The organism is Bacteroides sp. AF25-38AC (genome assembly GCF_003602995.1).
Classification (GTDB): Bacteria; Bacteroidota; Bacteroidia; order Bacteroidales; family Bacteroidaceae; genus Bacteroides; species Bacteroides uniformis.
This window is the reverse complement of the sequence record NZ_QTMD01000009.1, coordinates 1-23,291: the sequence shown is the minus strand read 5'-3', so window position 1 is coordinate 23,291 and position 23,291 is coordinate 1. Positions and strand designations below refer to the sequence as shown.

The 23,291-nt window shown below is 45.3% G+C and carries 17 protein-coding genes; 9 read left to right on the top strand and 8 right to left on the bottom strand.

All coding sequences use genetic code 11. The features are described from left to right. The first annotated feature begins 17 nt into the window (after nt 1–17). The 5 genes from DWY55_RS07845 to DWY55_RS07825 all read left to right on the top strand — a co-directional run bounded on the left by DWY55_RS07845 (nt 18) and on the right by DWY55_RS07825 (nt 8,615). Complete coding sequence (locus DWY55_RS07845) at nt 18–1,694, top strand: RagB/SusD family nutrient uptake outer membrane protein (protein WP_022402063.1); 1,677 nt, start codon at nt 18–20, stop codon at nt 1,692–1,694. Nucleotides 1,695–1,728: 34 nt separating this feature from the next. Beyond that, nucleotides 1,729–4,233, top strand: a complete 2,505-nt coding sequence (locus DWY55_RS07840) for a glycoside hydrolase family 3 N-terminal domain-containing protein (protein ID WP_022402062.1) — start codon at nt 1,729–1,731, stop codon at nt 4,231–4,233. A gap of 2 nt (nt 4,234–4,235) precedes the next feature. Then, complete coding sequence (gene bglX, locus DWY55_RS07835; protein ID WP_022402061.1) at nt 4,236–6,551, top strand: beta-glucosidase BglX; 2,316 nt, start codon at nt 4,236–4,238, stop codon at nt 6,549–6,551. A gap of 239 nt (nt 6,552–6,790) precedes the next feature. Beyond that, entirely contained in the window at nt 6,791–7,936 is a 1,146-nt protein-coding gene (locus DWY55_RS07830) for a hypothetical protein (RefSeq protein WP_133303483.1), read from the top strand. A gap of 268 nt (nt 7,937–8,204) precedes the next feature. Further along, nucleotides 8,205–8,615, top strand: a complete 411-nt coding sequence (locus DWY55_RS07825) for an SPASM domain-containing protein (RefSeq protein WP_022402059.1) — start codon at nt 8,205–8,207, stop codon at nt 8,613–8,615. An 88-nt stretch (nt 8,616–8,703) separates the two neighbouring features. On the opposite strand, the gene DWY55_RS07820 is transcribed toward DWY55_RS07825, so the two are convergent. Together DWY55_RS07820 and DWY55_RS07815 are read right to left on the bottom strand one after the other, a co-directional pair. Beyond that, on the bottom strand, nt 8,704–9,714 hold the full coding sequence (locus DWY55_RS07820) for a class II fructose-bisphosphate aldolase (RefSeq protein WP_005826798.1): 1,011 nt from the start codon (nt 9,712–9,714) through the stop codon (nt 8,704–8,706). Nucleotides 9,715–9,996: 282 nt separating this feature from the next. Continuing rightward, nucleotides 9,997–11,004 (bottom strand): endonuclease, encoded by a 1,008-nt coding sequence (locus DWY55_RS07815; protein ID WP_005835947.1) that lies wholly within the window; start codon nt 11,002–11,004, stop codon nt 9,997–9,999. A 188-nt stretch (nt 11,005–11,192) separates the two neighbouring features. Here DWY55_RS07815 and DWY55_RS07810 point away from each other — a divergent pair, with 188 nt between their 5' ends. After that, nucleotides 11,193–11,444, top strand: a complete 252-nt coding sequence (locus tag DWY55_RS07810; RefSeq protein WP_005835945.1) for a type B 50S ribosomal protein L31 — start codon at nt 11,193–11,195, stop codon at nt 11,442–11,444. Nucleotides 11,445–11,626: 182 nt separating this feature from the next. After that, complete coding sequence (locus DWY55_RS07805; protein ID WP_022402058.1) at nt 11,627–13,153, top strand: M48 family metallopeptidase; 1,527 nt, start codon at nt 11,627–11,629, stop codon at nt 13,151–13,153. Nucleotides 13,154–13,244: 91 nt separating this feature from the next. Here the strand turns inward: DWY55_RS07805 and gcvT are convergent, their stop codons facing one another. From gcvT to DWY55_RS07790, 3 genes are all read right to left on the bottom strand, one after another. Then, nucleotides 13,245–14,333, bottom strand: a complete 1,089-nt coding sequence (gene gcvT, locus DWY55_RS07800; RefSeq protein ID WP_005835943.1) for a glycine cleavage system aminomethyltransferase GcvT — start codon at nt 14,331–14,333, stop codon at nt 13,245–13,247. Between the two features lie 31 nt (nt 14,334–14,364). Beyond that, a complete protein-coding gene (gene pepT, locus DWY55_RS07795; protein ID WP_022402057.1) occupies nt 14,365–15,588 on the bottom strand; it encodes a peptidase T in 1,224 nt (407 codons plus the stop codon). A gap of 196 nt (nt 15,589–15,784) precedes the next feature. Beyond that, nucleotides 15,785–17,197 carry an amidophosphoribosyltransferase gene (locus DWY55_RS07790; RefSeq protein ID WP_005826808.1) on the bottom strand — a complete coding sequence of 471 codons (1,413 nt, stop codon included), beginning with the start codon at nt 17,195–17,197 and terminating at the stop codon, nt 15,785–15,787. Between the two features lie 171 nt (nt 17,198–17,368). Here DWY55_RS07790 and DWY55_RS07785 point away from each other — a divergent pair, with 171 nt between their 5' ends. Further along, nucleotides 17,369–18,175, top strand: a complete 807-nt coding sequence (locus DWY55_RS07785) for a helix-turn-helix domain-containing protein (RefSeq protein ID WP_005826809.1) — start codon at nt 17,369–17,371, stop codon at nt 18,173–18,175. A gap of 3 nt (nt 18,176–18,178) precedes the next feature. Here DWY55_RS07785 and DWY55_RS07780 read toward each other — a convergent pair whose 3' ends face one another. From DWY55_RS07780 to DWY55_RS07770, 3 genes are all read right to left on the bottom strand, one after another. Then, nucleotides 18,179–19,120, bottom strand: a complete 942-nt coding sequence (locus DWY55_RS07780; protein ID WP_022402055.1) for an EFR1 family ferrodoxin — start codon at nt 19,118–19,120, stop codon at nt 18,179–18,181. A 205-nt stretch (nt 19,121–19,325) separates the two neighbouring features. After that, nucleotides 19,326–21,488 (bottom strand): glycoside hydrolase family 97 protein, encoded by a 2,163-nt coding sequence (locus DWY55_RS07775; protein WP_057088054.1) that lies wholly within the window; start codon nt 21,486–21,488, stop codon nt 19,326–19,328. A 218-nt stretch (nt 21,489–21,706) separates the two neighbouring features. Continuing rightward, nucleotides 21,707–22,192, bottom strand: a complete 486-nt coding sequence (locus tag DWY55_RS07770) for a DsbA family protein (RefSeq protein WP_022402053.1) — start codon at nt 22,190–22,192, stop codon at nt 21,707–21,709. Between the two features lie 725 nt (nt 22,193–22,917). Here DWY55_RS07770 and crcB point away from each other — a divergent pair. Beyond that, nucleotides 22,918–23,241 carry a fluoride efflux transporter CrcB gene (gene crcB / locus DWY55_RS07765; protein WP_120178051.1) on the top strand — a complete coding sequence of 108 codons (324 nt, stop codon included), beginning with the start codon at nt 22,918–22,920 and terminating at the stop codon, nt 23,239–23,241. Nucleotides 23,242–23,291 lie beyond the last annotated feature (50 nt).

The window sequence follows — 23,291 nt, the reverse complement described above, 5'->3', positions numbered from 1 at the left end:
TTCTAAGACATATCATTATGAAAAAGATATATTATTTCTTGTTCTCTATATTGGCAGTAGCAACAACAAGTTGTTCTGACGACCTAGATATTAAGCCTACTTCGTTTATCTCAGATGCCACCGTTTGGGAGGATCAGGCACTGATAAACAAATATGTTGCCAACATATATGGCTCTATGTTGTGCGGCTTTAACCGCTGTACGGCAGGATATGGTCAGGACTGGTCAATGTCATGGGCTGGCAACCTCGATGGTGGCACCGATGACATAGCAGTTGTAGCTGACAGCCCTATTTACACCCAACTTAATAAAGATGCCATCACTGCTCAAAGCTGTCCGTTTGTAAACGAAATATGGACACAGGAGTATGTAGTTATTCGTCGCTGTAATGAGCTGATCGAACGTATTGCTGACGTCAGTACACAGGTATTAACAGAAAACGTTAAATCTAGAATTTCTGCAGAGGCCCGTTTCCTACGCGCATTCTGCTATTTCGAATTGGCCCGCACATTTGGCAAGGCTCCATTAATTGTCGAGGCACAGAGCTTGGACGACAATCTGCAAGTTGCCCCATCGTCTTTTGATGAGATAGTAGACTTCATTGTTGACGAATGCAACATTTATGCCCAAGATCTTCCATTGACATATAGTGAAAGTGAAACCGGGCATGCTACCCGTGGTGCATTCCTTGCGCTGAAAGCCCGTGCCTTACTCTACGCAGCAAGCCCACTCAACAGTTCAGACAACTCACAGAAATGGGCTGCTGCAGCACAGGCTGCACAAGACGTCATCAATCTGGATATTTATGAACTCTACAACAATGGATCTACACCATATTATAGCATGGGATTCGACAAGACCACTGCTAACAAAGAAATTATTTTCGAGCGTCGCTTCTCCTACCCCGAAGGACCTCACAACATTCACATGATGTGGAGTCTGGATGCCTACGATGCAGGTTCATGGAATGGTGTATATCCAACACAAAATCTTGTTGATGCATATGAAACAACCGACGGCAAACTGATTGACGACCCAACCAACACATTATATGACCCACAAAATCCTTATGAAAACCGCGACAAGCGCTTCTACCAGAGTTTGCTTTACAATGGTTCGATGTGGGAGACTTACGAGATAAACATTGTAACCAACACCGTTGACGAATCAAAGAACGGATCATGCAAACCTCGTTTAGGTAAGGCGCGTTGTGGATATGGACTCCGCAAATTCATAGAAGAACTGGATCCCTCTACCAACATCTATGGTGGATATGCCCAGAGCAATAACTTCCCTTATTTCCGCTATGCTGAGATTCTTCTTAACTATGCCGAGGCTCGCAACGAGGCTTCCAGTACTCCTGATCAAAGTGTTTACGACGCCATCAACCAAGTACGTGCACGTGCCGGTCAGCCTGCACTTCCCGACGGACTAACAAAGGACGAGATGCGCAAGCGCATTAAAAACGAGCGCCGTGTGGAACTCTTTATGGAAGAGCATCGCTTCTATGATCTCCGTCGTTGGCTGGATGGCGATGTGCTGGCCAATCCTATCATGGGTATCAACTGCTACGACAATAATGTGACTCGTCGTTATGAGATATCACAGATTGAGGAACGAGTGTTTACTGGCGAGCACTATTTCCTGCCAATTCCTTTGACTGAGCAGCAGAAGAATCCTTTGCTTGCAGAGTGATATTTAAATAAACAGAATTAAACTCTTGATAAATATGCTAAGGAAACTAACAACAATCATCATATTAACAAGCTGTGTCGCTATAAGCGGCACAGCATCTATTAAGTCTGACAAAAACCGTATTAAAGATAGAGAGCAGAAGATTGAAAAGCAACTTTCCTCAATGTCTTTAGAACAGAAAATAGGTCAGATGGTGCAACTGGAAGTAAACATGATTACACAGTTTGATCAGCGTTACACCGTTACTGCACTTCAGAAACTATCTGTCAAAGAACTCTCTGACATAATCTCAAAGTTTGACTTGACAAATGAATATGATGCCACATTGATGGTTGTTAGCAATGGAAAACCCAAAAGCAGCAATGACTACCAATATCAATGTTTGTCACAAGCTATTAACTATAAGTTAGGTTTTAAGTTAGACAAAACCAAACTGCAGAACGTGTTTCAGACTTATCGTGTTGGATCTATTCTGAACATGCTCGGAGGCACTTGTGCTGCCGAAGTTGACGTGTGGAACAAAGCGACCAATACCATTCAAGAAGCGGCATTAAAATATTCTGGTATACCAATGGTTTATGGCTTAGACCAGCTACATGGTACCACATATACGGCAAAAGGCACCTTATTTCCACACCAGATAGGAATGGTGGCCACCTTCAATCCCGAGCTCGCCAAGCGCATGGGAGAAATTTCCGCCTATGAAACACGAGCCTGTGGCGTGAGGTGGCTGTTCTCGCCATCAATGGACATCTGCCGAAAGCCATCATGGCCAAGACTATATGAAAGCATGGGTGAAGATCCCTACGCGGCATCTGTTATGGGGGAGGCCTATCTTAAGGGTCTTCAGGGTGACGATCCCAACAATATTGATGAATATCATGTGGGGACATGTCTTAAGCACTATTTCGGTTATGGTGTACCTGACAATGGCATAGACCGCACTCCGGCAAATGTAAACGAACAGGACTTGCGAGAAAAACTGTTCACGCCGTTTCTGAAAGCCTTTCAGAATGGCGCCATTGCAACAATGACCAACTCCTCAATATTAAATGGAATGAATGGCGTTGCCAACAAGAAGTTTTTGCAACAATGGCTGAAGGATGACCTTGAGTGGGATGGGCTGATTGTAACAGACTGGGGAGACATAGAAAATCTTTATATCCGTGACCATATTGCAGCCTCACAGAAAGATGCCATTAGGATGGCCATCAATGCAGGCGTAGACATGATGATGGTGCCTTCTCAACTAAACTATGGCGAAACACTCAAACAGCTTGTGGAAGATGGTTGTGTGGCACAAGAAAGAATAGACGATGCAGTGAGACGAATTCTTAGACTTAAATACAGATTAAATCTTTTTGATAATCCCTATAGTAATGACAACAAGTACCCACTATTTGGAAGTGCAGCTCATGCAGCTGTGGCTAAGCAGATGGCTGTAGAATCGGAGATTCTTCTGAAAAACGAAGATAACATCCTACCCTTGCAACATGGCAAAAAAATATTGCTGTGTGGACCTAATGCAAATACCATACGTGGACTAAATGGTGGCTGGAGCTACTCTTGGCAGGGCAATAATGTAGAGAAATTCTCAGAGCAATATAACACCATTCTGGAAGCCATGACTAATAAGTTTGGCAGTGACAACATTATTTTTGAACATGGAGTGGCTTATGAGGAACACAAAGAGTGGACAGCCGAAGATGCTTCGGGCATAGAAAAGGCTGTGGCTCAAGCCAAGGATGTTGACTACATCATTGCGTGTGTTGGTGAGAATTCCTATGCCGAGACAACCGGCAACATCAGCGATTTGAATCTATCATCTAATCAGAAACTGTTAGTAAAGCGCCTGCAAGAAACAGGCAAGCCTGTGATACTCATCCTGAACGAGGGAAGACCACGACTGATTCATGACCTCGTAGATGGCTGTAAAGCCATTGTCAACATAATGCTTCCAGGCAACTATGGTGGCGATGCACTTGCCGATCTCCTCTCGGGCGATGAGAACTTCAGCGGCAGATTGCCATTTACATATCCTTCACACCCTAATTCGTTCACCACCTACGATTTTAAAGTATGCGAGGCAAGAGAAACTATGCCCGGAACATATAACTATGAGGCTCACACAAACACGCAGTGGTGGTTTGGTGAGGGAATGAGTTATACCACTTTTGAATACAGCAACCTCGAAATAAATAAATCGTCGTTCGATGCTGGTGACATAATAGAATTCAGCATCATGGTTAAAAACACTGGTAACCGAAAGGGTAAGGAAACAGTAATGCTATACTCGCAAGATCTCAGTGCATCAATCATCCCTGACAATCGGCGGCTAAGGAACTTCAAAAAAATTGAGCTTACCCCTGGTGAAAGCCAGACTGTATCATTCTCAATAAATGCAAAGGACTTAGCCTTTATAGGTTCAGACGGGAAATGGCATTTAGAGAAAGGTGAGTACAAAATTACCGTTGGTAACCAAGCAACGGTCATCAACTGTGTGTCCGATTTTACAAGCGAAACGAACATTCTAAATTAGATATGAAACTAAAAAACATTTTACTATATAGTGTTGCAAGTCTGTTGCTTGCAGGGTGTTCAAAGTCAAACACATCAAAGATGGACATTTTCATTGACCAACTGATGGACGAAATGACTGTAAAGGAAAAAATTGGTCAGCTCAATCTGAATGTGAGTGGAGGATTTGTTGCAGGAGAAGGTATCAATGGCAACACTGTTCCACTGGAGCAACGAATAGAAAATGGTGAGATTGGCGGCCTTTTTGGTTTGAAAAATGTGGAAGTGATAAAGCATTGGCAACAAGTGGCAGTGGAAAAAAGCCGTCTCCACATACCTTTGCTGTTTGGAATGGACGTTATCCATGGCTATGATGTAACATTTCCTATTCCATTGGCATTGGCGTCGTCATGGAACCCCGACATGATAGAACAGGTTGCACGAACGTCTGCTATAGAAGCTAGTTCAGATGGTGTGAACTGGGTATTCTCACCAATGGTGGATGTATGCCACGATGCCCGCTGGGGGCGCATTGCCGAAAGTGCCGGTGAGGATCCATATCTGGGTGGCGAGATTGCAAAGGCTTGGGTGCGTGGATATCAAACAAACAACCTTTTGGATGCCCCTGACAACGTCATGGCCTGCGTGAAACACTATGCCCTGTATGGCGCAGGTGAGGCCGGCCGCGACTACAACACTGTAGATATGAGCCGCCAAAAGGCTATGAACGAGTTTATGTTGCCCTATAAGGCTGCAACCGAGCAGGGTGCAGGAAGCTTCATGGCATCGTTTAATGAATTTGAGGGCATTCCTGCCACCGCCAACGAATATCTGCTCGATGAGGTGCTTCGCAAGCGATGGGGCTTCAAGGGATTTGTGGTTACAGACTACACAGGTATAATGGAGATGACCAATCATGGAATAGGCAACGAACTGGAGGTAACAGCACGTGCCTTGAAAGCTGGCATCGACATGGACATGGTTAGTGAATATTTCACCAACCACCTACAAGAGGCCATTGAAAAGAAAATGGTAAAGATGGACGATATTGACAGGGCATGCCGCAGAGTACTTGAAGCGAAGTATAAACTAGGCCTTTTCGACGACTCATACAAATATTGCGATGTGGCACGAGCCAAAGCCACTTTGGGAAAAGCGGAACATGTGAGACAGGCCCGCAAAGTTGCACAGCAATGCCAAGTGTTGCTGAAAAACGATGGGAATCTGCTGCCGCTGAAGCGTAATCAGCGCATAGCTGTTATCGGTCCATTGGGCAACAGCGCAAACGACATGCTGGGGTGCTGGAGTGGAAGCTCGGAAAAAGTATTGCCCGTGTCTCTGATTGACGGATTGAAAACAGCAGTGGGTACCCAAGGCTGCGTGGAATATGCCACCGGAAGCCATCTTGTAAAAGATCCAGAATTGGAGAAAATCCTTGCAGGCTCTTTTATGGGTTTGGCTAAGGCTGGAAATGCCAAGGAGTCAACATGGCGAAGCAATGGTGAACTGCTGCGTGAAGCTCTTGTCGTAGCATCAAGAAGTGATGTTATTATTGCTGCACTAGGCGAAAACATGAATATGAATGGCGAGGGTGCATCGCGTGCCACCCCAAATCTGCCAGAGCCACAGTTGCAGCTTCTTGAGGCACTAGTAGCTACAGGTAAACCTATTGTTTTGGTAGTTTTTACCGGCCGTCCATTGGAGCTGACATGGGCCGACCAACATGTGTCTGCCATACTGAACGCTTGGTTTCCTGGTGTAGAGGCAGGCAATGCTATTGCCGATGTTCTGTTTGGTGATGTGAATCCTTCAGCAAAGATAACGGTAACATTCCCTCGAAGCATTGGACAAATTCCGATTCATTACAATCACAAGAACACCGGACGTCCTCACTCTGCTGACGATGCTCCATATATACGGTTCAAGAGCAATTATATTGATGTAGTGAATGCCCCACTTTATCCATTTGGCTATGGACTGAGCTACACTACCTTTGCTTATGACCGCATGAAACTGTCGTCCAACACACTCTCTAAAGATGGAAAACTGACAGCAAGCATACAGGTGAAGAACACCGGAGCACGAGCAGGAAAGGAAACGGTGCAGTTATATATCCACGATGTTATAAGTTCTAGCACAAGACCTGTAAAGGAGTTAAAAGGCTTCAAGCAAATTGAGCTACAGGCTGGTGAATGCCAGATAGTGTCGTTCGAGATAACATCAGAGGATTTAAAGTTCTACAATCATGAATTAGAATATGTTTGCGAGCCAGGCGAATTCGAGGTGATGATTGGTCCTAATAGCCGCGATGTAATATCTGCCTCGTTTGTTTACAATTAAAAAACATAGCATCAGATAATATGAAAGAAAACATTATATCATTTTTTATACTGAACATTTTCCTACTTGGATGTTCAAGCGACAACAATAGTTCGGAAGTAGACGAAACGTTTACTGTTTCAGGAAAAGTTGTTGATTCGGATGGCAGTGGACTTGCGAACATAAGCCTAACAATTGGAAACCAGACGGTCTACAGTTCAGCATCGGGCGAGTGGAGCGTATCCAACTTGAAGGACAGTGTGAAAATAACTCCTATGGCCGATGGCTACACCTTTACGCCAGCATCGGCAACAGCGTCATCGACACTGACTGTTACCTTCGTTGCAGAGAAAACAGCCATCGACCTGTCGGCAGAGGCCGAAAACATCGTGGCATGGTTTGAAAATGTGCAGTACTCCAACGGACTACTGCCAAGCACCGAGAGCAGCAGCACGATGTCGCTCTACGACAACGCCCTAGCAGCACTTGTGTTCACTGCCACGGGCAAGTATTCCAAGGCTGAATCTATTTTCAATTTCTTTAATCAGCGCATAGGTAGTGAGCTCACAACCAATGGTGGTTTTTATCAGTTCCGCAGTACCGACGGTACCACTTCGGGCGACCGATGGCTTGGTGACAATGCCTGGCTGCTAATAGCACTGAACAACTACATGGCAAAGGTGGAGACTACAAAATATGACAAACTAAAGTCGACGCTGGAGATTTGGATTCGTTCACTGCAAGACAAAGATGGTGGACTTTGGGGAGGCATCACTGCAAGCAATAGTACTATCTCGAAAAATACCGAAGGTATGATTGATGCCTACTGTGCAGTGCAGGGATATGACGACTTTCACAAAAAACTCCTCGCACACCTTAAAGAAAACAGATACAACAGTACTGATGGCTTGTTGGTGTCATGGCCAGGAAATTATTATGAATATGCACTCGACAACCACAGTTGGGGATATTGCACATTTGAGGATTTCCCCAAAACAGTGCTCGAAAAAACAACAATGTATGCAAACACCCAAAGAGCCACAGCCAATGGCGCCTTGATAACAGGGTTTGCACCCGACATCGACAAAGACATTGTATGGCTTGAGGGCACAGGACAGATGGTGGTGGCTTACCAAAAAGCTGCCGACTCCTACAAGTCGACAACCTATTTGGCAGAAATGAGAAAGTTACTGATATCAAGCACGCTCTATCCTAATTCCGTAGGATTGCCCTATGCATCAAATCTTGGCACTACCTATGGCAGCTCGCAACTTTGGAAGGGAGCAGACACAAATATTTGCATATCGTCGAGCGCATGGTATTTATTTGGCTTGTTGAATTTCGACCCAATGGCTGTTGGCTATAGCCGAGGCACACCTGATGTCGATAAATTTTGGAAAGACTGAAGTGATAGGCAAAAGCAAGTTTGCCCCTGTTTACATAGCCATTATTCTCAAAGAGTCTTTGCTCAGCACAGTTTCCCTTAATGGAAACAATATTAAATAAAACCACTATCCATATGATACTCGTTAATATATTTAACGTCAGATAAATATTTGGTAAACTATTACATAATAGTATTTTTTATCTTTGCAGAAATTCAGTACATTTATAATATAGTATATAAGCGAAATATTATTATAAACGTACTGAATTTCATGCAAAGATTTCCTAATGAAGCATGACATAATAAATAAAAGGTATTACTCCGATAAAGGAAGCAGTAAAAAGTTTCACGGTGCCGCAAGTTTTGTACTAAGCAGTCGCTTATTCATACTTCCTGATGGAAAGGTCACCATTTGCGAACAACTATATTGGAATTCCCATTTCATCATCGGAGATGTGCAAAGGACAAATCTGAAGGATATCTGGCAATCACAAGAAGCATTGTACCTCTGCAATCTCTCCCGCCAAGACATAGGGCAACACAATAAATGCCAGGCTTGTACTCATTTTGAAGAATGTTTCAGATATGGCAACCGCTGCTGGAATAATATTACCAAAGCATATGGAAAGAAATATTGGGATTACCCCGATCCCAGGTGCATCCTTGCACCGAAGAAGACAAACAGGCTCGACCACTGAAAAGGCCCATCCTTACACTGCAAAAAAATCAGCCCTTGCAATATCAATATCGCAAGGGCTGACCTATAATATTCGGATTATCTTGTGATTAGTCCAATTGAGCCAATTTGTTCTCTGAACCAAGCACGTTGATGATTTTATGCTTGTACAGTTTTTCCATATTGTCACGAGCCGGACCCAGATACTTACGCGGGTCGAATTCTGCCGGTTTTTCAGCAAATGTCTTGCGGATAGCAGCTGTCATAGCCAGACGTGAGTCAGAGTCGATGTTGATTTTGCAAACAGCAGACTTGGCAGCCTTACGCAACTGCTCTTCGGGGATACCGATAGCAGCTTCCAGCTTACCACCATACTTGTTGATAGTATCAACTTCTTCCTGAGGAACTGAAGAAGAACCGTGAAGAACGATGGGGAATCCCGGAAGTTTCTCCATTACAGCATCCAGAACGGCAAATTCCAAAGGAGGAGGAACCAGACGACCGGTAGCAGGGTCAACGTGGCATTGTTCGGGTTTGAACTTGTATGCACCATGAGAAGTACCGATTGAGATAGCCAGTGAATCGCAACCTGTACGGGTAGCGAAGTCAATAACTTCTTCAGGATTAGTATATGTATGGTGTTCTGCAGAAACTTCATCTTCTACACCGGCCAATACACCGAGTTCGCCTTCTACAGTTACGTCGAACTGATGGGCATAGTCAACTACCTTCTTAGTCAGTGCAACGTTTTCTTCGTACGGAAGGTGTGAACCGTCAATCATTACTGAAGAGAAACCGGAGTCGATACAGCTCTTGCAAGTTTCGAATGTATCTCCGTGGTCAAGGTGAAGAACAATTTCAGGATGTTTGCAACCCAATTCCTTAGCGTACTCAACAGCACCCTGAGCCATGTAACGCAACAGCGTAGCGTTGGCATACTGACGGGCACCCTTAGATACCTGAAGAATAACCGGAGACTTTGTTTCAACTGCAGCCTTGATGATAGCCTGCATCTGTTCCATATTGTTGAAGTTGAATGCCGGAATAGCATATCCACCTTTGATAGCCTTAGCAAACATCTCTCTTGTGTTTACCAGTCCTAAATCTTTGTAATTAACCATTTTGTTTAAATTTTATTGTTAGTGAATTAAAATTCTACGCAAAAGTAATCATTATCCTTTAAAGTAAAGAACTTGAGAGGAATAAAATATCCGGCTCATCCTACCAAATCCATTCTATTTTAAAGCTATTGGCTTCATTTAACAGATTATTGTAATCTCTATATTACAAACTCTTTGCATTTATCTCTGCCAGTCATACTTTTGCCATCTATACTTCTATCAACAAAAAAGCCGGAGAACATGTTTGCTCTCCGGCATCTGTTTACACATTATTATGTAATACTAATTTTTCAGATAGATGATGGTCGGCAAATGGTCACTGTAACCGTTCAGCCAAGTCCTGCCCCCATGCGTACGCAAGGGGGAACCTTTGTATTTGCCATCCTGCTGAATCAGATAATCGCGGATGAAAACTTCATTGTGATCATAGCGCAACCCTTTCTTAGCCTTCAGCAACGGTTTCGAAATGACAATCTGGTCAAACAAGTTCCACTTGCCCCGATAGAGCAATGTCCCCACTCCCTTGTCTTCCAGTGTCTCCCACCAGGGATTGTAGAATTCGCCTTTCTTCACCTGCTTCGGATATTTGCGTGCACCCAGCACCTCCATGCTTTCATCCATCGGGTCGTCATTCATATCCCCCATCACGATGAGTTTCAGCTTCTTGTCGCTACGCATCAGAGAGTCCTTCAAGGCTTTTACCTGCCTGGCTGCATGCACACGCACCGGTGACTTTGCCCCACGGGAGGGCCAGTGGTTCACTATCACGCAGACACGCTCTCCCGCCAGTTGTCCGTCCACAATCAGGAAGCCGCGCGTCAAGTGCACCGTATCCCCCTCAAAAGGAGTAGAAAGCACCAACTTTGAGTGGGTAACGCTGAACTGCTTCGGGTCGTACAGCAAGGCACAGTCGATGCCCCGTCTGTCCGGTCCTTCATAATGCACGAACTCATAATTGGAAATGGCCGGCTGCTTCACGAGGTCTTCCAGCACCCGGCTGTTCTCCGCCTCTGCCACACCGATGAATGCCGGACCTTCCGGCACTAAATCACGCGAAAGGGAACCCAACACTTTGGAAAGGTTCTGCAGCTTGGACTCATACTTCTTTGCCGTCCATTGGTAACTGCCGTCGGGCAGGAACTCATAGTCATTCTTACCTGCATCATGAATCGTATCAAACAAGTTCTCAAGATTGTAGAACGCAACACTATACAGTTTCCGTTCCGCATTTTGTGCCCCCAGCGTTGCCACGCACAGCCAGAAAGAGCATAAGACAAGTAGTTTCCTCATAAATTCACAAGATTAAGTCCTGCAAAAATCAGAAATAAAATGCGATAAACCTACTAAATAAAAATAAATCTGAATTTATTTTGTAGAGTCTCCAACTTGCACTATCTTTGCGCTCTGAAAAGAAGACCATTACACTATTTATTACCAAAATAGTAACAGAATATAAATTTTTAAAAGAAAATATCAAAATGAAAAAAGGTATTCATCCTGAAAATTACCGTCCGGTAGTATTTAAAGATATGTCAAATGGTGATGTATTCTTGTCTCGTTCCACTTGCAACACGAAAGAGACTATCGAATTCGAAGGTGAAACTTATCCGCTGGTAAAGCTGGAAATCTCCAGCACCTCTCACCCGTTCTACACAGGTAAGTCTAAGCTGGTTGACACTGCCGGTCGTGTTGATAAGTTCATGAGCCGTTACGGTAACCGTAAGAAATAATCAGTTTTCAAGCAAACTGAAAAAAGGGAGTCTTTCACTGAAAGGTTCCCTTTTTTGTTTCCGCCTCCCACTGCAGGACCGATAAATAGGGAATCTCCTATCACAGAATAGGGAAAAAAACGAGAAAGGGAAAAAACACTTCCCTATTTTTGTATCATCAAAACCGAAAACATATACTAATCATGAAACGACTTGCCACCCTATTCATCCTGACAATCCTTGTCGCAACGGCAGGATTTGCCAAGCCCCAAAAGTACAAAGATTTAAGCGGGAACATCGCTGTCAAAGGAGAATTGACAAAAGAGTACCGGCAATCTCCCGCCGGTACACCGGTCATTATCCGCCGGGTTGTCAAAATGAAGAATCCCGGTGAAAGCAGCAACAACATTTACTATGCTGTCGAAATGAACGGCATACAAGAGACCATTCCTTTGAATGAGATGGGGCACATTGCCATATCCGCTCCGCAAACCGACCGGGAATTCTGGCAGCAGATATACTTGAAAAACCATCTTTACGAATATTTCAGCGACCGCGGCTACAAGCACAAACTGCGCCAGGAAATCGACGAAGAGTGCCTGGAGTATCTCGACAAACTGAATGAGATAGCCTATCAGGAAGATTACATCGTTTCGTACGTGCAGGGAGTGTTCTCCAAGTTGAACGCCACCACCATTGACAGCAATCGCGGGGAGAGTCTGAACATACGTATCATCCAGTCGCCCGAACCAGATGCCTTCATGCTTCCCAACGGCTCCATGGTTATCAGTACGGGCCTCCTCTGCACTCTTGATTCCGAAGACGAACTGGCCGCCGTCATCGCATGTGAGCTGGGACATTTCGTCCTCGACCATCAGGTAAACAACATTTACCGTGCCGAGCGGCGTGCCAAGCGTGCAGCTTTTTGGGCAGATGTCTTTGCCACTACCGCCAGTGCAGCCCTCGATGTGGCCTACTGGGACGATAATGAAGATGCTTATGCCGTCAGTCTGGTGGCAGATATCGGAGCCATCGCTTCCCTTTTGAGCATTCCGGCAACGGACCGGTTGGGGATGAAATACAAAACTTCCCAGGAAATCTCTTCAGACCGCCTTGCGCGCCAACTTCTGGCATTCAAGGGATATAATCCCGACGGAATCGCATCGGCCCTCGGTAAAATTATAGGGTATTACAACCTGCACCAACGCAACAAGGACATTCCTCGCTACGGCAGCATCGGCAACCTGCAAAAGCGTATAGAAAAGGCCGGTGAATCCCATAGCCTGAGTGCCCGCCCCTACCTACGGACCACCAGCGATGTCGTTTCTTTCAACGCAAGTATGAACTACGCCAACAAGCGCTATAAGGAAACTGCCCGGCTGATACGCAAGAACATTGACAACAGACTAGCCACAGACAATGACTACATCATCCTGGTAAAAGCGGAAATGGCACTGTCTAATACGGAAGAAGTGAACAACCGCTGCCTCGCCATGCTTGATAAAGCCCAGGAGATGGCAGGAACAAGCCCCAATCTGGACATATATAAACAAAAAATACTATTATTGATGCGCATGAACAAACAAGCCCAAGCCGCCGATATACTGAAAGAATATATCACCTTGCTTTCGGCCTACGAAGGCCAGGGCATAGAAGGAACCGAAAAGGAATGGACCAATAAAGAGATAGGTTGGGCAAACCAAATGCTGGACAGGATAAGCAGAATATAGAGAAAGGAATAACTAAGAATGAAGAATTTGACTGCGCGATGATGCCGCATGACAAATTCTTCATTCTTCTTATTTTAGTTATTCATTCAAATTACTGTTTGCGGAACGGCGGCTTCACAACCACAGCTTTCAGCTTACGTCCCCGCATGTCAATGCAGATTTCCGTACCGACTTTGCTGTACTCGGGTCTGATATACCCCATTCCGATACCAATCTTGCGGGTAGGCGACATAGTTCCGGAGGTAACCACACCGATGGCAGTACCGTCTGTACTATACAGCTCGTAACCATGACGGGGGATACCGCGGTCTATCATTTCAAATCCCACCAACTTACGGGTAGTGCCTTCCGCTTTCTGTTTTTCCAGCATCGGGCGATTGGTGAAGTTCTTTCCCTCCACAAACTTGGTAATCCATCCTAAACCCGCTTCAATGGGCGAAGTGGTGTCATCCAAATCATTGCCATACAAACAGAAGCCCATTTCCAGACGAAGCGTATCGCGCGCACCCAGACCAACTGGCTTAATGCCGAACTCCGCGCCTGCCTCGAACACGGCATCCCAAATCTTCATGGCAGCCTCCGGATAGAAGTAAAGCTCAAAACCACCCGCACCGGTATATCCGGTATTGGAGATAATGACATCCTTTTCTCCGGCAAACTCACCGTGGGTAAAAGTATAGTAAGGAAGGTCGGAAAGATTAATGGAAGTCAGCTTCTGCAAAGCCTGAATAGCCTTCGGTCCTTGCACAGCAAGCTGTGCCATGTGCTCGGAAGCATTTTCCAATTCAGCGCCTTCCGTGTTATGAGACACACACCAGTTCCAGTCTTTCTCAATGTTCGACGCATTCACGACAAGCAGGTATTTCTCCGGCTCATAATGATAGACCAGAAGGTCGTCCACAATGCCTCCATTTTCATTTGGGAAGCAGGTATACTGTACTTTCCCCGGTGTGAGGGCAGCTATGTTATTGGAAGTCACTTTCTGCAGAAAGTCCAAAGCATGGGGACCTTTCACCCAAAATTCTCCCATGTGTGAGACGTCGAATACACCGACACCCTGACATACTGTAAGATGCTCGTCAATGATGCCGGAATACTCGATAGGCATATTATATCCCGCAAACTCGTGCATCTTGGCACCCAGCGAGATGTGTTTTTCGGTAAACGGAGTGGTTTTCATGGAACTATTAGAGTTATGAGTTATGAATTATCTATTTGCTTGCTACGAGCTCGGCAATCTTGACGATGACGTTCATGGCTTTCTCCATGTTCTGGATAGGCACGAACTCATAGCGGCCGTGGAAGTTCAAGCCACCGGCAAAGATATTGGGACAAGGCAGGCCCTTGAAAGAGAGCTGGGCACCGTCCGTACCTCCGCGAATGGCTTTTACACGAGGCTCTACACCTACCGCCTTCATGGCGGCAAAAGCGGTGTCGATGATATGCATCACCGGTTCAATCTGCTCGCGCATATTATAGTATTGGTCGCGAAGTTCCAGAGTAGCGGTACCCGGACCGTATTCTTCATTGATTTTTGCCACAAGACGTTCCATCTCCTTCTTGCGCTCTTCAAAGCGGGTGCGGTCGTGGTCACGGATAATGTAAGAGACTGTTGTCTGCTCCACCTCGCCGGTAATGCCTATCAGATGATAGAAACCTTCGTAACCTTCGGTATGCTCCGGAGCCTCGTCAGCCGGAAGCATGGACATGAAACGGTTGGCAACGCGGATAGAGTTAATCATCTTATTCTTGGCATAGCCCGGATGCACATTCCGTCCCTTGAAGCTTATCTTGGCAGAGGCCGCATTGAAGTTCTCGAATTCAAGTTCACCCACTTCTCCGCCATCCATGGTATAGGCCCATTCGCAACCGAACTGCGCTACATTGAACTTATGGGCGCCCAAACCGATTTCCTCATCCGGATTAAAGCCGATACGAATTTTACCGTGCTTGATTCCGGGGTGCTCCTTCAGATATACCACCGCCGATACAATTTCGGCAATACCGGCTTTATCATCGGCACCAAGCAAGGTCTTGCCGTCGGTCACAATCAAATCTTCCCCTTGATGGTCGAGCAGTTCGGGGAACTGGGCAGGAGAAAGAACCACATTCTCTTCGGCGCAAAGAACAATGTCCTTACCGTCATAATTCTGCACGATACGCGGAGAAACATTCTTGCCACTCATATCGGGGCTTGTATCCATGTGGGCAATAAAGCCGATGACGGGCAACGGCTTGTCTGTATTGGCAGGAAGAGTGGCGAACAGATAACCATTTTCGTCCAACGTGATTTCTTCCAGACCCAAAGATTCCAATTCTTCTTTCAGATACCGGGCAAACACCATTTGCCCCGGAGTACTCGGAGTAATCTCAGTCTCTTCACTGGACTGAGTATCGAAGCTTACGTACTTTAAAAAACGTTCTACTAAAGTCATGATGAATAATGATTAGTGATTAATGGTTAGTGATTAATGGTCAGTGATTAGTAATTGGCGAAAAGCATTATCCGAATGGCATTAATCATTAATCACTAATCATTAACCACTATTTTGTGCTGTAAAGATAAAAAAAGGGGCGTGAACTGCCAAGCAATTCACGCCCCTTTTTTATTCCTTAAGGACAAAATGTCAATCAAAAATGGCTGCTACCATCAAAACAATGCGTACATATCTTACACTTAGGCAATCCGATAGCTTCAACCAGAGTTTCCAACGTATTGAACTTCAAGGATGAAAGTCCGAAACGCTCGCGGATAACGTCCACCATCTTTTCGTATTCGGGTGAGCCGGTAGTGGCATACTTATCGAGATTCTTATTCTCGTCACCCTCCAGTTCCTTGATGACACGACGGGTAATCAGTTCCATGTCGCTTTTGGAAGCCGTGAATCCTACAAACGGGCAGCTATATATCAATGGAGGACAAGCAATCCGGATATGCACCTCCTTGGCACCATACTCATACAGCACCTTCACATTGTCGTGCAACTGAGTCCCCCGGACAATAGAGTCATCACAGAACAGCAGACGCTTACCCTCGAGCATGGCACGATTGGGAATCAGCTTCATCTTTGCCACCAGCGAACGCAATTCCTGCTTGCTGGGAGTAAAACTACGAGGCCAAGTCGGAGTATATTTGGAAATGGCACGATGATAAGGAACTCCTTTACCTTCGGCATACCCAAGCGCCATACCTACACCCGAATCAGGAATACCGCAGGCACAATCCACCTCTGATTTATCTGTCTGTGCCATCTTGAAACCGGAGGCAAAACGCACTTCCTCCACATTCTTACCTTCGTAGCAGGAAGTGGGGAAACCGTAATATACCCATAGGAAGGAACAAATCTGCATTCCCTCATCAGGCTTGCGCATCTGTTCCACACCATCGGCACGCAGGCGAACAATCTCTCCGGGTCCCAAATAACGGTCTATCTCATAACCAAGATTCGGAAAGCTGCTCGACTCACTTGTGGCGGCATACGCTCCGTCTTTCTTGCCAATCACAATCGGAGTACGTCCCCAGCGGTCGCGAGCGGCAATGATGCCGTCTTCCGTCAATAACAGCATGGAGCAGGAACCTTTGATATGCTTATACACATTTTCAATTCCTTCGACAAATGTCTTTCCTTGTATAATAAGGAGGGCGATAAGTTCCGTCTGATTGGTTTTGCCCGAACTGAGTTCGGCGAAGTGCATGTTTTGGGCCAACAGTTTTGTTTCCAGTTCTTGCAGATTTACTATTTTGGCTACCGTTACAATGGCAAAGCGACCAAGGTGGGAGTTGAGGATAAGGGGTTGAGGGTCTGTATCGCTGATGATTCCTATTCCGGAATTTCCTTTGAACTTGTCCAGTTCATCCTCAAACTTCGTGCGGAAATAAGTGCTTTCCAGATTGTGAATGGAACGGGTAAACTGCTCCGTTTCTGCATCGTATGTAGCCAACCCACCACGTTTTGTCCCTAAATGTGAATTATAATCTGTGCCGTAAAACAAATCCGCCACACAGCTTGTTGCTTTGGCGACTGTTCCGAAAAAACCTCCCATAAGTTCTGTTTTGTTATTGGTTTCTAAAATTAACGGATGCAAAGGTATGAAGAATTTGCGAAATTCGGGCAGATTTGAAATGAATAAAAAAGGCAATATATTTCTTGCCCACAATAGAAGTTATATTATTGGAAACATATACTTTTGTGATCGAAACCAAACAACTGTATAATGGGAGAAACCGCAAATATTATAATAGCCGATACTCTTCAAGGTCTGGGGACGGACGCATACAGTGGCTATCTTGCACACGCCCTCTGTCTGTCAGGAATCTGCCGATTGAAGTACAATGGAGAGGAGCGCGAGCTACGTGCCGGCGACCTGATGATTGTCCGCAAAGGAAAACTGGTAGAGAAAATTCAACCTTCAGAAGATTTTCGCGTAAAGGTCATCTATATCGCATCGGGCTTTGTGGTGCTGAGTACACCACAGAACAACTACGGCATGAAAGGGCAACTTTCCCTATTTCTCAATCCTATCATGTCCCTGACTACCGAACAGCAAGAGCTATGTCTCCGGGATTTTGAACAAGTGGAATACAGACTCCGGAATACAGACCATCATTTCCATCGCGATATGCTTATCGCCTCCACACAGATGTTGATACTCGACTTCTTCGATTTCCACTCCCATCTATATGGCGAGGACAATATCTCTGTACAAAATGCTTCCATCATGAGCCGTTTCCTCAACATGCTGGAGAACGGAACTTTCCGCGAGCATCGTGAAGTGACCTATTATGCCGACTGCCTATGTGTCACCTCCAAATATCTTTCGGAAGTTTCCAAGAAAGTAAGCGGTTATACAGCAAACTACTGGATAAACCGTTATACCACACTCGACATCTCGCGTTTGCTGCGCGACAAATCACTAACGTTCGTCCGTATTTCCGATATGTTCGGTTTTTCCTCTCCTGCTTATTTTAGCCGTTACGTACAACAACATCTGGGTGTAAATCCGACAAAATACAGAGGTTAATGATTATAGTTTTTGATTGTTTGCCCGTTTCAGATCTATTAGCGAAATATGCTCATTACGATAGCGGGCATTGGGGTTCTTCTCCGTTCCGTCAGGAAAAGAGCCATCTTCCTGCTTTATGAACTGAATAGCCTTCTGCGGACAATTCTGTATGCAGGCAAAACAGAACTCGCAGTCACCGGACGTCTTCACTCCTCTCGACGTCAGCTCATAATTGCCGCGCGGACAAACGTAGGTGCAGATGCCACAGTCAATACAAGCATCAGTCACGGTAAAGAACTTCTCGCTTTTCATCAGGAAGCCCACCTCGGGGTCGAGTCCACTCCGCTGCATAAAACCTTGGTGCTGTTGCCGTTCCTCCTCCGTCACCGGTTCGTGCCAATGCTGCCGACTGTTGATATCTGCCGTTATCTTCTGCAAGTTCTCGGGGATGTGCTTGTCTATCTTGAGTTGCTCGTTCATGTCGAAGTTGGGTAGCCAGTTATCCACCATGATGATAGTGTTGATATAGTCGAACGCATTGTCGGCTTTACGGGATATACGGTCCCAAATCTCTACCGCATCGCACTTCCTTGCACCATAGGTGAGGACAGCAAACTTGTATTCTGCCTTCAGTTTTGCTTTCTGAATGAACTGCCGTACCATATAGGGAGGCATATGACCGTAGATGGGATAAACGATGCCGATTTCATCTGCCTCAAATTCATACTTCCCCCGTTTCACCATCTGAGGGATACTCAACAATTCTGCGTTCTCTCCAGCCAACTGACGGGCGATGTAAAGACTGTTACCCGTTCCGGTAAAATAAAAGATGATACGCTTACTCCTTTTTGTTTCGCAGGATGCCAACGAGAGTAGGCCGGAAGATGCGATAGCACCGCTCATCACGGCAAATCCCATACGCTTTAAAGCCTCCCGACGACTGATTTTCTTATCCGTATTCATATCTCTGATTTTTAATGATTATGCAATCTGTTATCTGAGTGCAAAAATAAAGGTTTCCCCAAAGAACGAACTTACCAAAAACTCGGGTCTTGATGCTATTTTTACGGTATAAGAATGAGCTTACCCTAACACAAAAAAAGCCCCGCAAAGATTGGACTTCTGCGGGGCCTCACTAATGCCTAATAAAAACTCTTTCTACCCTAAATTATCTCCACTTCTTCACAGCTTTCTTGTCAGCCGGAGTCGCTTCAATCAAGCTCAATGCAAAACCACCGCTACGCGCTTCCTTCACGGACATTTTGGTCTTGCTGGTTACGATACCCTTCTTTATCTGATAAGAAGTAGGGTTCTCCTTGTAATCAGCATCTTTACCGTCGGCATAGAGAGTGGCTACGTATTGCTTGCCCGGTTCAAGGAAGTCGAGCGTAAAGTTGGCTGTACGTGCATTCTCGTCTGTAATACCTCCAACAAACCAGTTGCCGGTTCCTTTTGCCTTACGGGCCACGGTAATGTAATCACCCGGTTCTGCTTCAATGTACTTGCTGTCGTCCCAGTCTACTGCCACATCCTTGATGAATTGGAAAGCATCCATGTGCTTTTCGTAGTTCTCAACCAAGTCGGCAGCCATCTGCAACGGGCTGTATAAAGTTACATACAGAGCGAGTTGCTTAGCAAGTGTAGTCTGCACTTGTCCGTGGGGCAAATCGCCCATAAAGTCAAGTTTGGTATCGAAGATACCCGGTGTATAATCCATCGGACCGCCAATCAAGCGGTTGAATGGAAGCAATGTGGTATGGAACGGTTTGCTACCGCCGAATGCCTCATATTCAGTTCCTCGTGCAGATTCGTTGCCAATCAAGTTAGGATAAGTACGGCACAAACCGGTAGGGCGTACAGCTTCGTGCGCATTTACACAAATTTTGTAGTCGGCTGCCTTCTTCACGGCATAGAGGTAGTGGTTGTTCAGCCATTGCCCATAATGATGTTCACCACGGGGAATCATATTACCTACATATCCGCTCTTCACGGCATTGTAGCCATTATCCACCATAAACTGATAGGCCTTGTCCATGTGACGTTCGTAGTTGCGCACCGAACCGGATGTCTCATGATGCATCATCAGCTTCACGCCTTTGCTCTTGGCATATTCATTCAGCATCTTCACGTCGAAATCGGGATAAGGGGTCACAAAATCGAATACATAATCCTTGGATTTGCCAAACCAGTCTTCCCAGCCTTCATTCCAGCCTTCTACCAATACTTGGTCCAGACCGTGCTCAGCTGCGAAGTCGATGTACTTTTTTACATTTTCGTTAGTGGCACCGTGACGGCCGTTGGGCTTCATTTTGGAGTAGTCCACTTCACCCAGTTTGATGGAGGGAAGGTCGTCTGTATATGCCCAGGTGCTCTTACCTGCAATCATTTCCCACCATACACCTACGTATTTCACGGGCTTAATCCAGGAAACGTCCTCGTAAGCACAAGGTTCGTTCAAGTTCAGCGTGATTTTAGAGGCAAGGATGTCACGAGCATCGTCGCTTACGATAACCGTACGCCACGGTGACGTGCAGGGAGCTTGCAGATAACCTTTATCGCCTACTGCATCGGGAGTAAGCCAAGATTCAAAAACAAAATTCTTATCATCCAGATTCAAGTGCATGCAAGAGTAATCCACTAAAGCAGCTTCGTGCAAGTTGATGTACAAACCATCAGCAGTCTTCATCTGCAAAGAAGTCTGAACACCGGTGGGCGAAAACGGGGTTTGCGAAGAGTTAGGCGTAATGGCCCCTTTCATCAGCCCGCGAATTTCAGAAAGTTTGGATTCTGTGTAATCATATTCCTGCGTATCGTAGTCGCCCGGAATCCAGAAGGCTGTATGGTCGCCAGTCATGGCAAACTGAGTACGCTCCTCCTTAATCACGAAATAGTTCAAGTTCTTCTGCAAAGGGAACTCATAACGGAAGCCCATACCATCGTCGAACAAACGGAAGCGGATAATGATGTTCCTATCCTGCGCCTTTTGGTTGAGCGTCACAGCCAGCTCATTATAGTGGTTACGGATTTGCTTTACTTCACCCCATACCGGTTCCCAAGTCTCGTCGAAAGTGGAAGTCTTTGCATCCTCCATCGTGAAGCCATTCATCAGACCGGGGTCGTTCTTCAGTTCGAGTCCTAATTTGGAAGGGTTAATCACCGGCTTTCCTTTGTAAGAAAGTTCGTAAACGGGTTCGCCTTGCGCATTTACCGAAAAATTCAATTGAAGTTGTCCGTTGGGAGAGGTAATACTCTCTGCCATTGCTACGCCGCTCACCAACAAAACGAGCAGGAAGCAGGCTAATTTTGTACAGATTGCTTTCATGTTTCTCATGCTATATTTATAAAATTATGTTCCAGATGCAAATATAGGCAGGAAAGAAATACACTCTGACGCAATTAAACTAAAATGATAGATGATTTGTCGGCAAACGTTTGCATGAAAACCAACTTCCCTTGAACAATATCCTGCCTACAAACAAAATAGAAGGAGAAGTATCGCTACGAAAACTTCGCCCTCCATATTTTTACAACTTTAATCGTGCACTGGAATTATCCCAAAGGATTTTCACCTTGGTCCCCGTCATTGCCTCCCGAAGGATTGGAGTTATCCCCTCCACCATTGCTACTTCCATCCGTATAGTCCGTATCGGGAACCACCATCTTGGTGACGCTCATATTGCCCAACATTTGACTAAAAGCTTTCCCCGGAAAAAACAGAATACGTTTACGGACAATGTTACTGGCCGAAACGCCAGCCTCCGTATCAGCACTCTTCCCTACAAAAGAAGGGCGGAACAATCCGAAATCACCTAAACGAACAGTCTTTCCATCGTCTATTTCTTCCGACATGATGTCCACCAGTCCTGTAGCCACTAAGTCCACCGTCTTTCTGTGAATACCAAGAATACGGCTCACTTTGGCACACAACTTATCAAAATCCAATTCACCCGCTCCTACGGATTTAGCTACATACTTTACATTTTTGTCCTTGTCAAAACCAAAGATTCTCTTTGCCACTACATACTGAAGTCCCATAATTTTTAATGTTTTAGAAAGTTAATATAATAATGTAATAAATAGGCCGAAGCCTTTTCCTCTCTTTCAAGAAGTGGAGATCCATCGTGAGGCCTCAACGATAAACTTTCATTCTCTTGAATTCGATGTTGCAAAGTTAGGGTGTGAATGACGGGAATACAAGGAAATGACATCTACAACCAATTTCGTTAAAACTCTAAAAAACAACAAATTAAGAACAACCCTTCTCTACAAGTGAAGAAAGAAAGGCAGGAAGAGAATGAGAAGGAATGGATACAATCTCTACAGCCAATGAAAATAAATCGCTGATTATCAAGACAAGGTTCTAGAGAGGTCTCTACAATATGGCATTTGAACGGTTAAGACCTCAATTTCAAGAGTGGCTCAAGTTTCACAAGTTATTACCGTATCCAAAAATACAGACAAACCAGTCATCCTTCCAAAGCCCCTTCTACTCGTTTACTAAAATCTCCCGGACATTTTACTAAATCTCCGGCAACGATTTACTAAATCTTCCTCCAAGATTTAGTAAATCGCTTCTGCCCCATCACGAACTATCCGGAACCAAGATTGGCAATCACTCATATCAAATATCAAAATTATATACATCCCACCAATAACTACTTCCCCCAGTACAGAATCGCTTTATGAAATTTCGGGCTATGATTTACTGAAATTCCTTTGTCTTCACTACCTTTGCAGCCAAAACCAACCCCAGAAAACCTATGACTAGATTACTGATAGCTATATTCCTTGGCGGCGGTACCGGCAGCGTACTGCGCTACTGCGTGCAGATGATGCTCCACGAGCGCATAGTCCCCTACTCTTTCCCATGGGCTACATTCACAGTCAATATCCTCGGAAGTTTCCTCATCGGGCTATTCTATACCTTATCCGCCCGTTTCAACCTTTCTACTGAGGTACGGCTGTTGCTGACTACCGGTCTGTGCGGAGGATTCACCACCTTCTCCACTTTCAGCAATGACGGACTGATTCTGATAAAGCAAGAATTCTACGGAATGTTTGCCTTATATACCTTATTAACCTAAAATCCGCAAGCAATCTCAATGGCAATCTCAATTGCAGTAAAGAGCTTGAA

Bases quoted from the DNA above. Each gene is read 5' to 3' on its own strand.
- DWY55_RS07810 (WP_005835945.1), top strand. From the start codon at position 11,193: ATGAAAAAAGGTATTCATCCTGAAAATTACCGTCCGGTAGTATTTAAA.
- gcvT (WP_005835943.1), bottom strand. From the start codon at position 14,333: ATGAAAACCACTCCGTTTACCGAAAAACACATCTCGCTGGGTGCCAAG.
- DWY55_RS07775 (WP_057088054.1), bottom strand. From the start codon at position 21,488: ATGAGAAACATGAAAGCAATCTGTACAAAATTAGCCTGCTTCCTGCTC.
- DWY55_RS07780 (WP_022402055.1), bottom strand. From the start codon at position 19,120: ATGAATACGGATAAGAAAATCAGTCGTCGGGAGGCTTTAAAGCGTATG.
- bglX (WP_022402061.1), top strand. From the start codon at position 4,236: ATGAAACTAAAAAACATTTTACTATATAGTGTTGCAAGTCTGTTGCTT.
- DWY55_RS07805 (WP_022402058.1), top strand. From the start codon at position 11,627: ATGAAACGACTTGCCACCCTATTCATCCTGACAATCCTTGTCGCAACG.
- pepT (WP_022402057.1), bottom strand. From the start codon at position 15,588: ATGACTTTAGTAGAACGTTTTTTAAAGTACGTAAGCTTCGATACTCAG.
- DWY55_RS07815 (WP_005835947.1), bottom strand. From the start codon at position 11,004: ATGAGGAAACTACTTGTCTTATGCTCTTTCTGGCTGTGCGTGGCAACG.
- DWY55_RS07790 (WP_005826808.1), bottom strand. From the start codon at position 17,197: ATGGGAGGTTTTTTCGGAACAGTCGCCAAAGCAACAAGCTGTGTGGCG.
- DWY55_RS07840 (WP_022402062.1), top strand. From the start codon at position 1,729: ATGCTAAGGAAACTAACAACAATCATCATATTAACAAGCTGTGTCGCT.
- DWY55_RS07845 (WP_022402063.1), top strand. From the start codon at position 18: ATGAAAAAGATATATTATTTCTTGTTCTCTATATTGGCAGTAGCAACA.
- DWY55_RS07820 (WP_005826798.1), bottom strand. From the start codon at position 9,714: ATGGTTAATTACAAAGATTTAGGACTGGTAAACACAAGAGAGATGTTT.
- DWY55_RS07785 (WP_005826809.1), top strand. From the start codon at position 17,369: ATGGGAGAAACCGCAAATATTATAATAGCCGATACTCTTCAAGGTCTG.
- crcB (WP_120178051.1), top strand. From the start codon at position 22,918: ATGACTAGATTACTGATAGCTATATTCCTTGGCGGCGGTACCGGCAGC.
- DWY55_RS07770 (WP_022402053.1), bottom strand. From the start codon at position 22,192: ATGGGACTTCAGTATGTAGTGGCAAAGAGAATCTTTGGTTTTGACAAG.
- DWY55_RS07825 (WP_022402059.1), top strand. From the start codon at position 8,205: ATGAAGCATGACATAATAAATAAAAGGTATTACTCCGATAAAGGAAGC.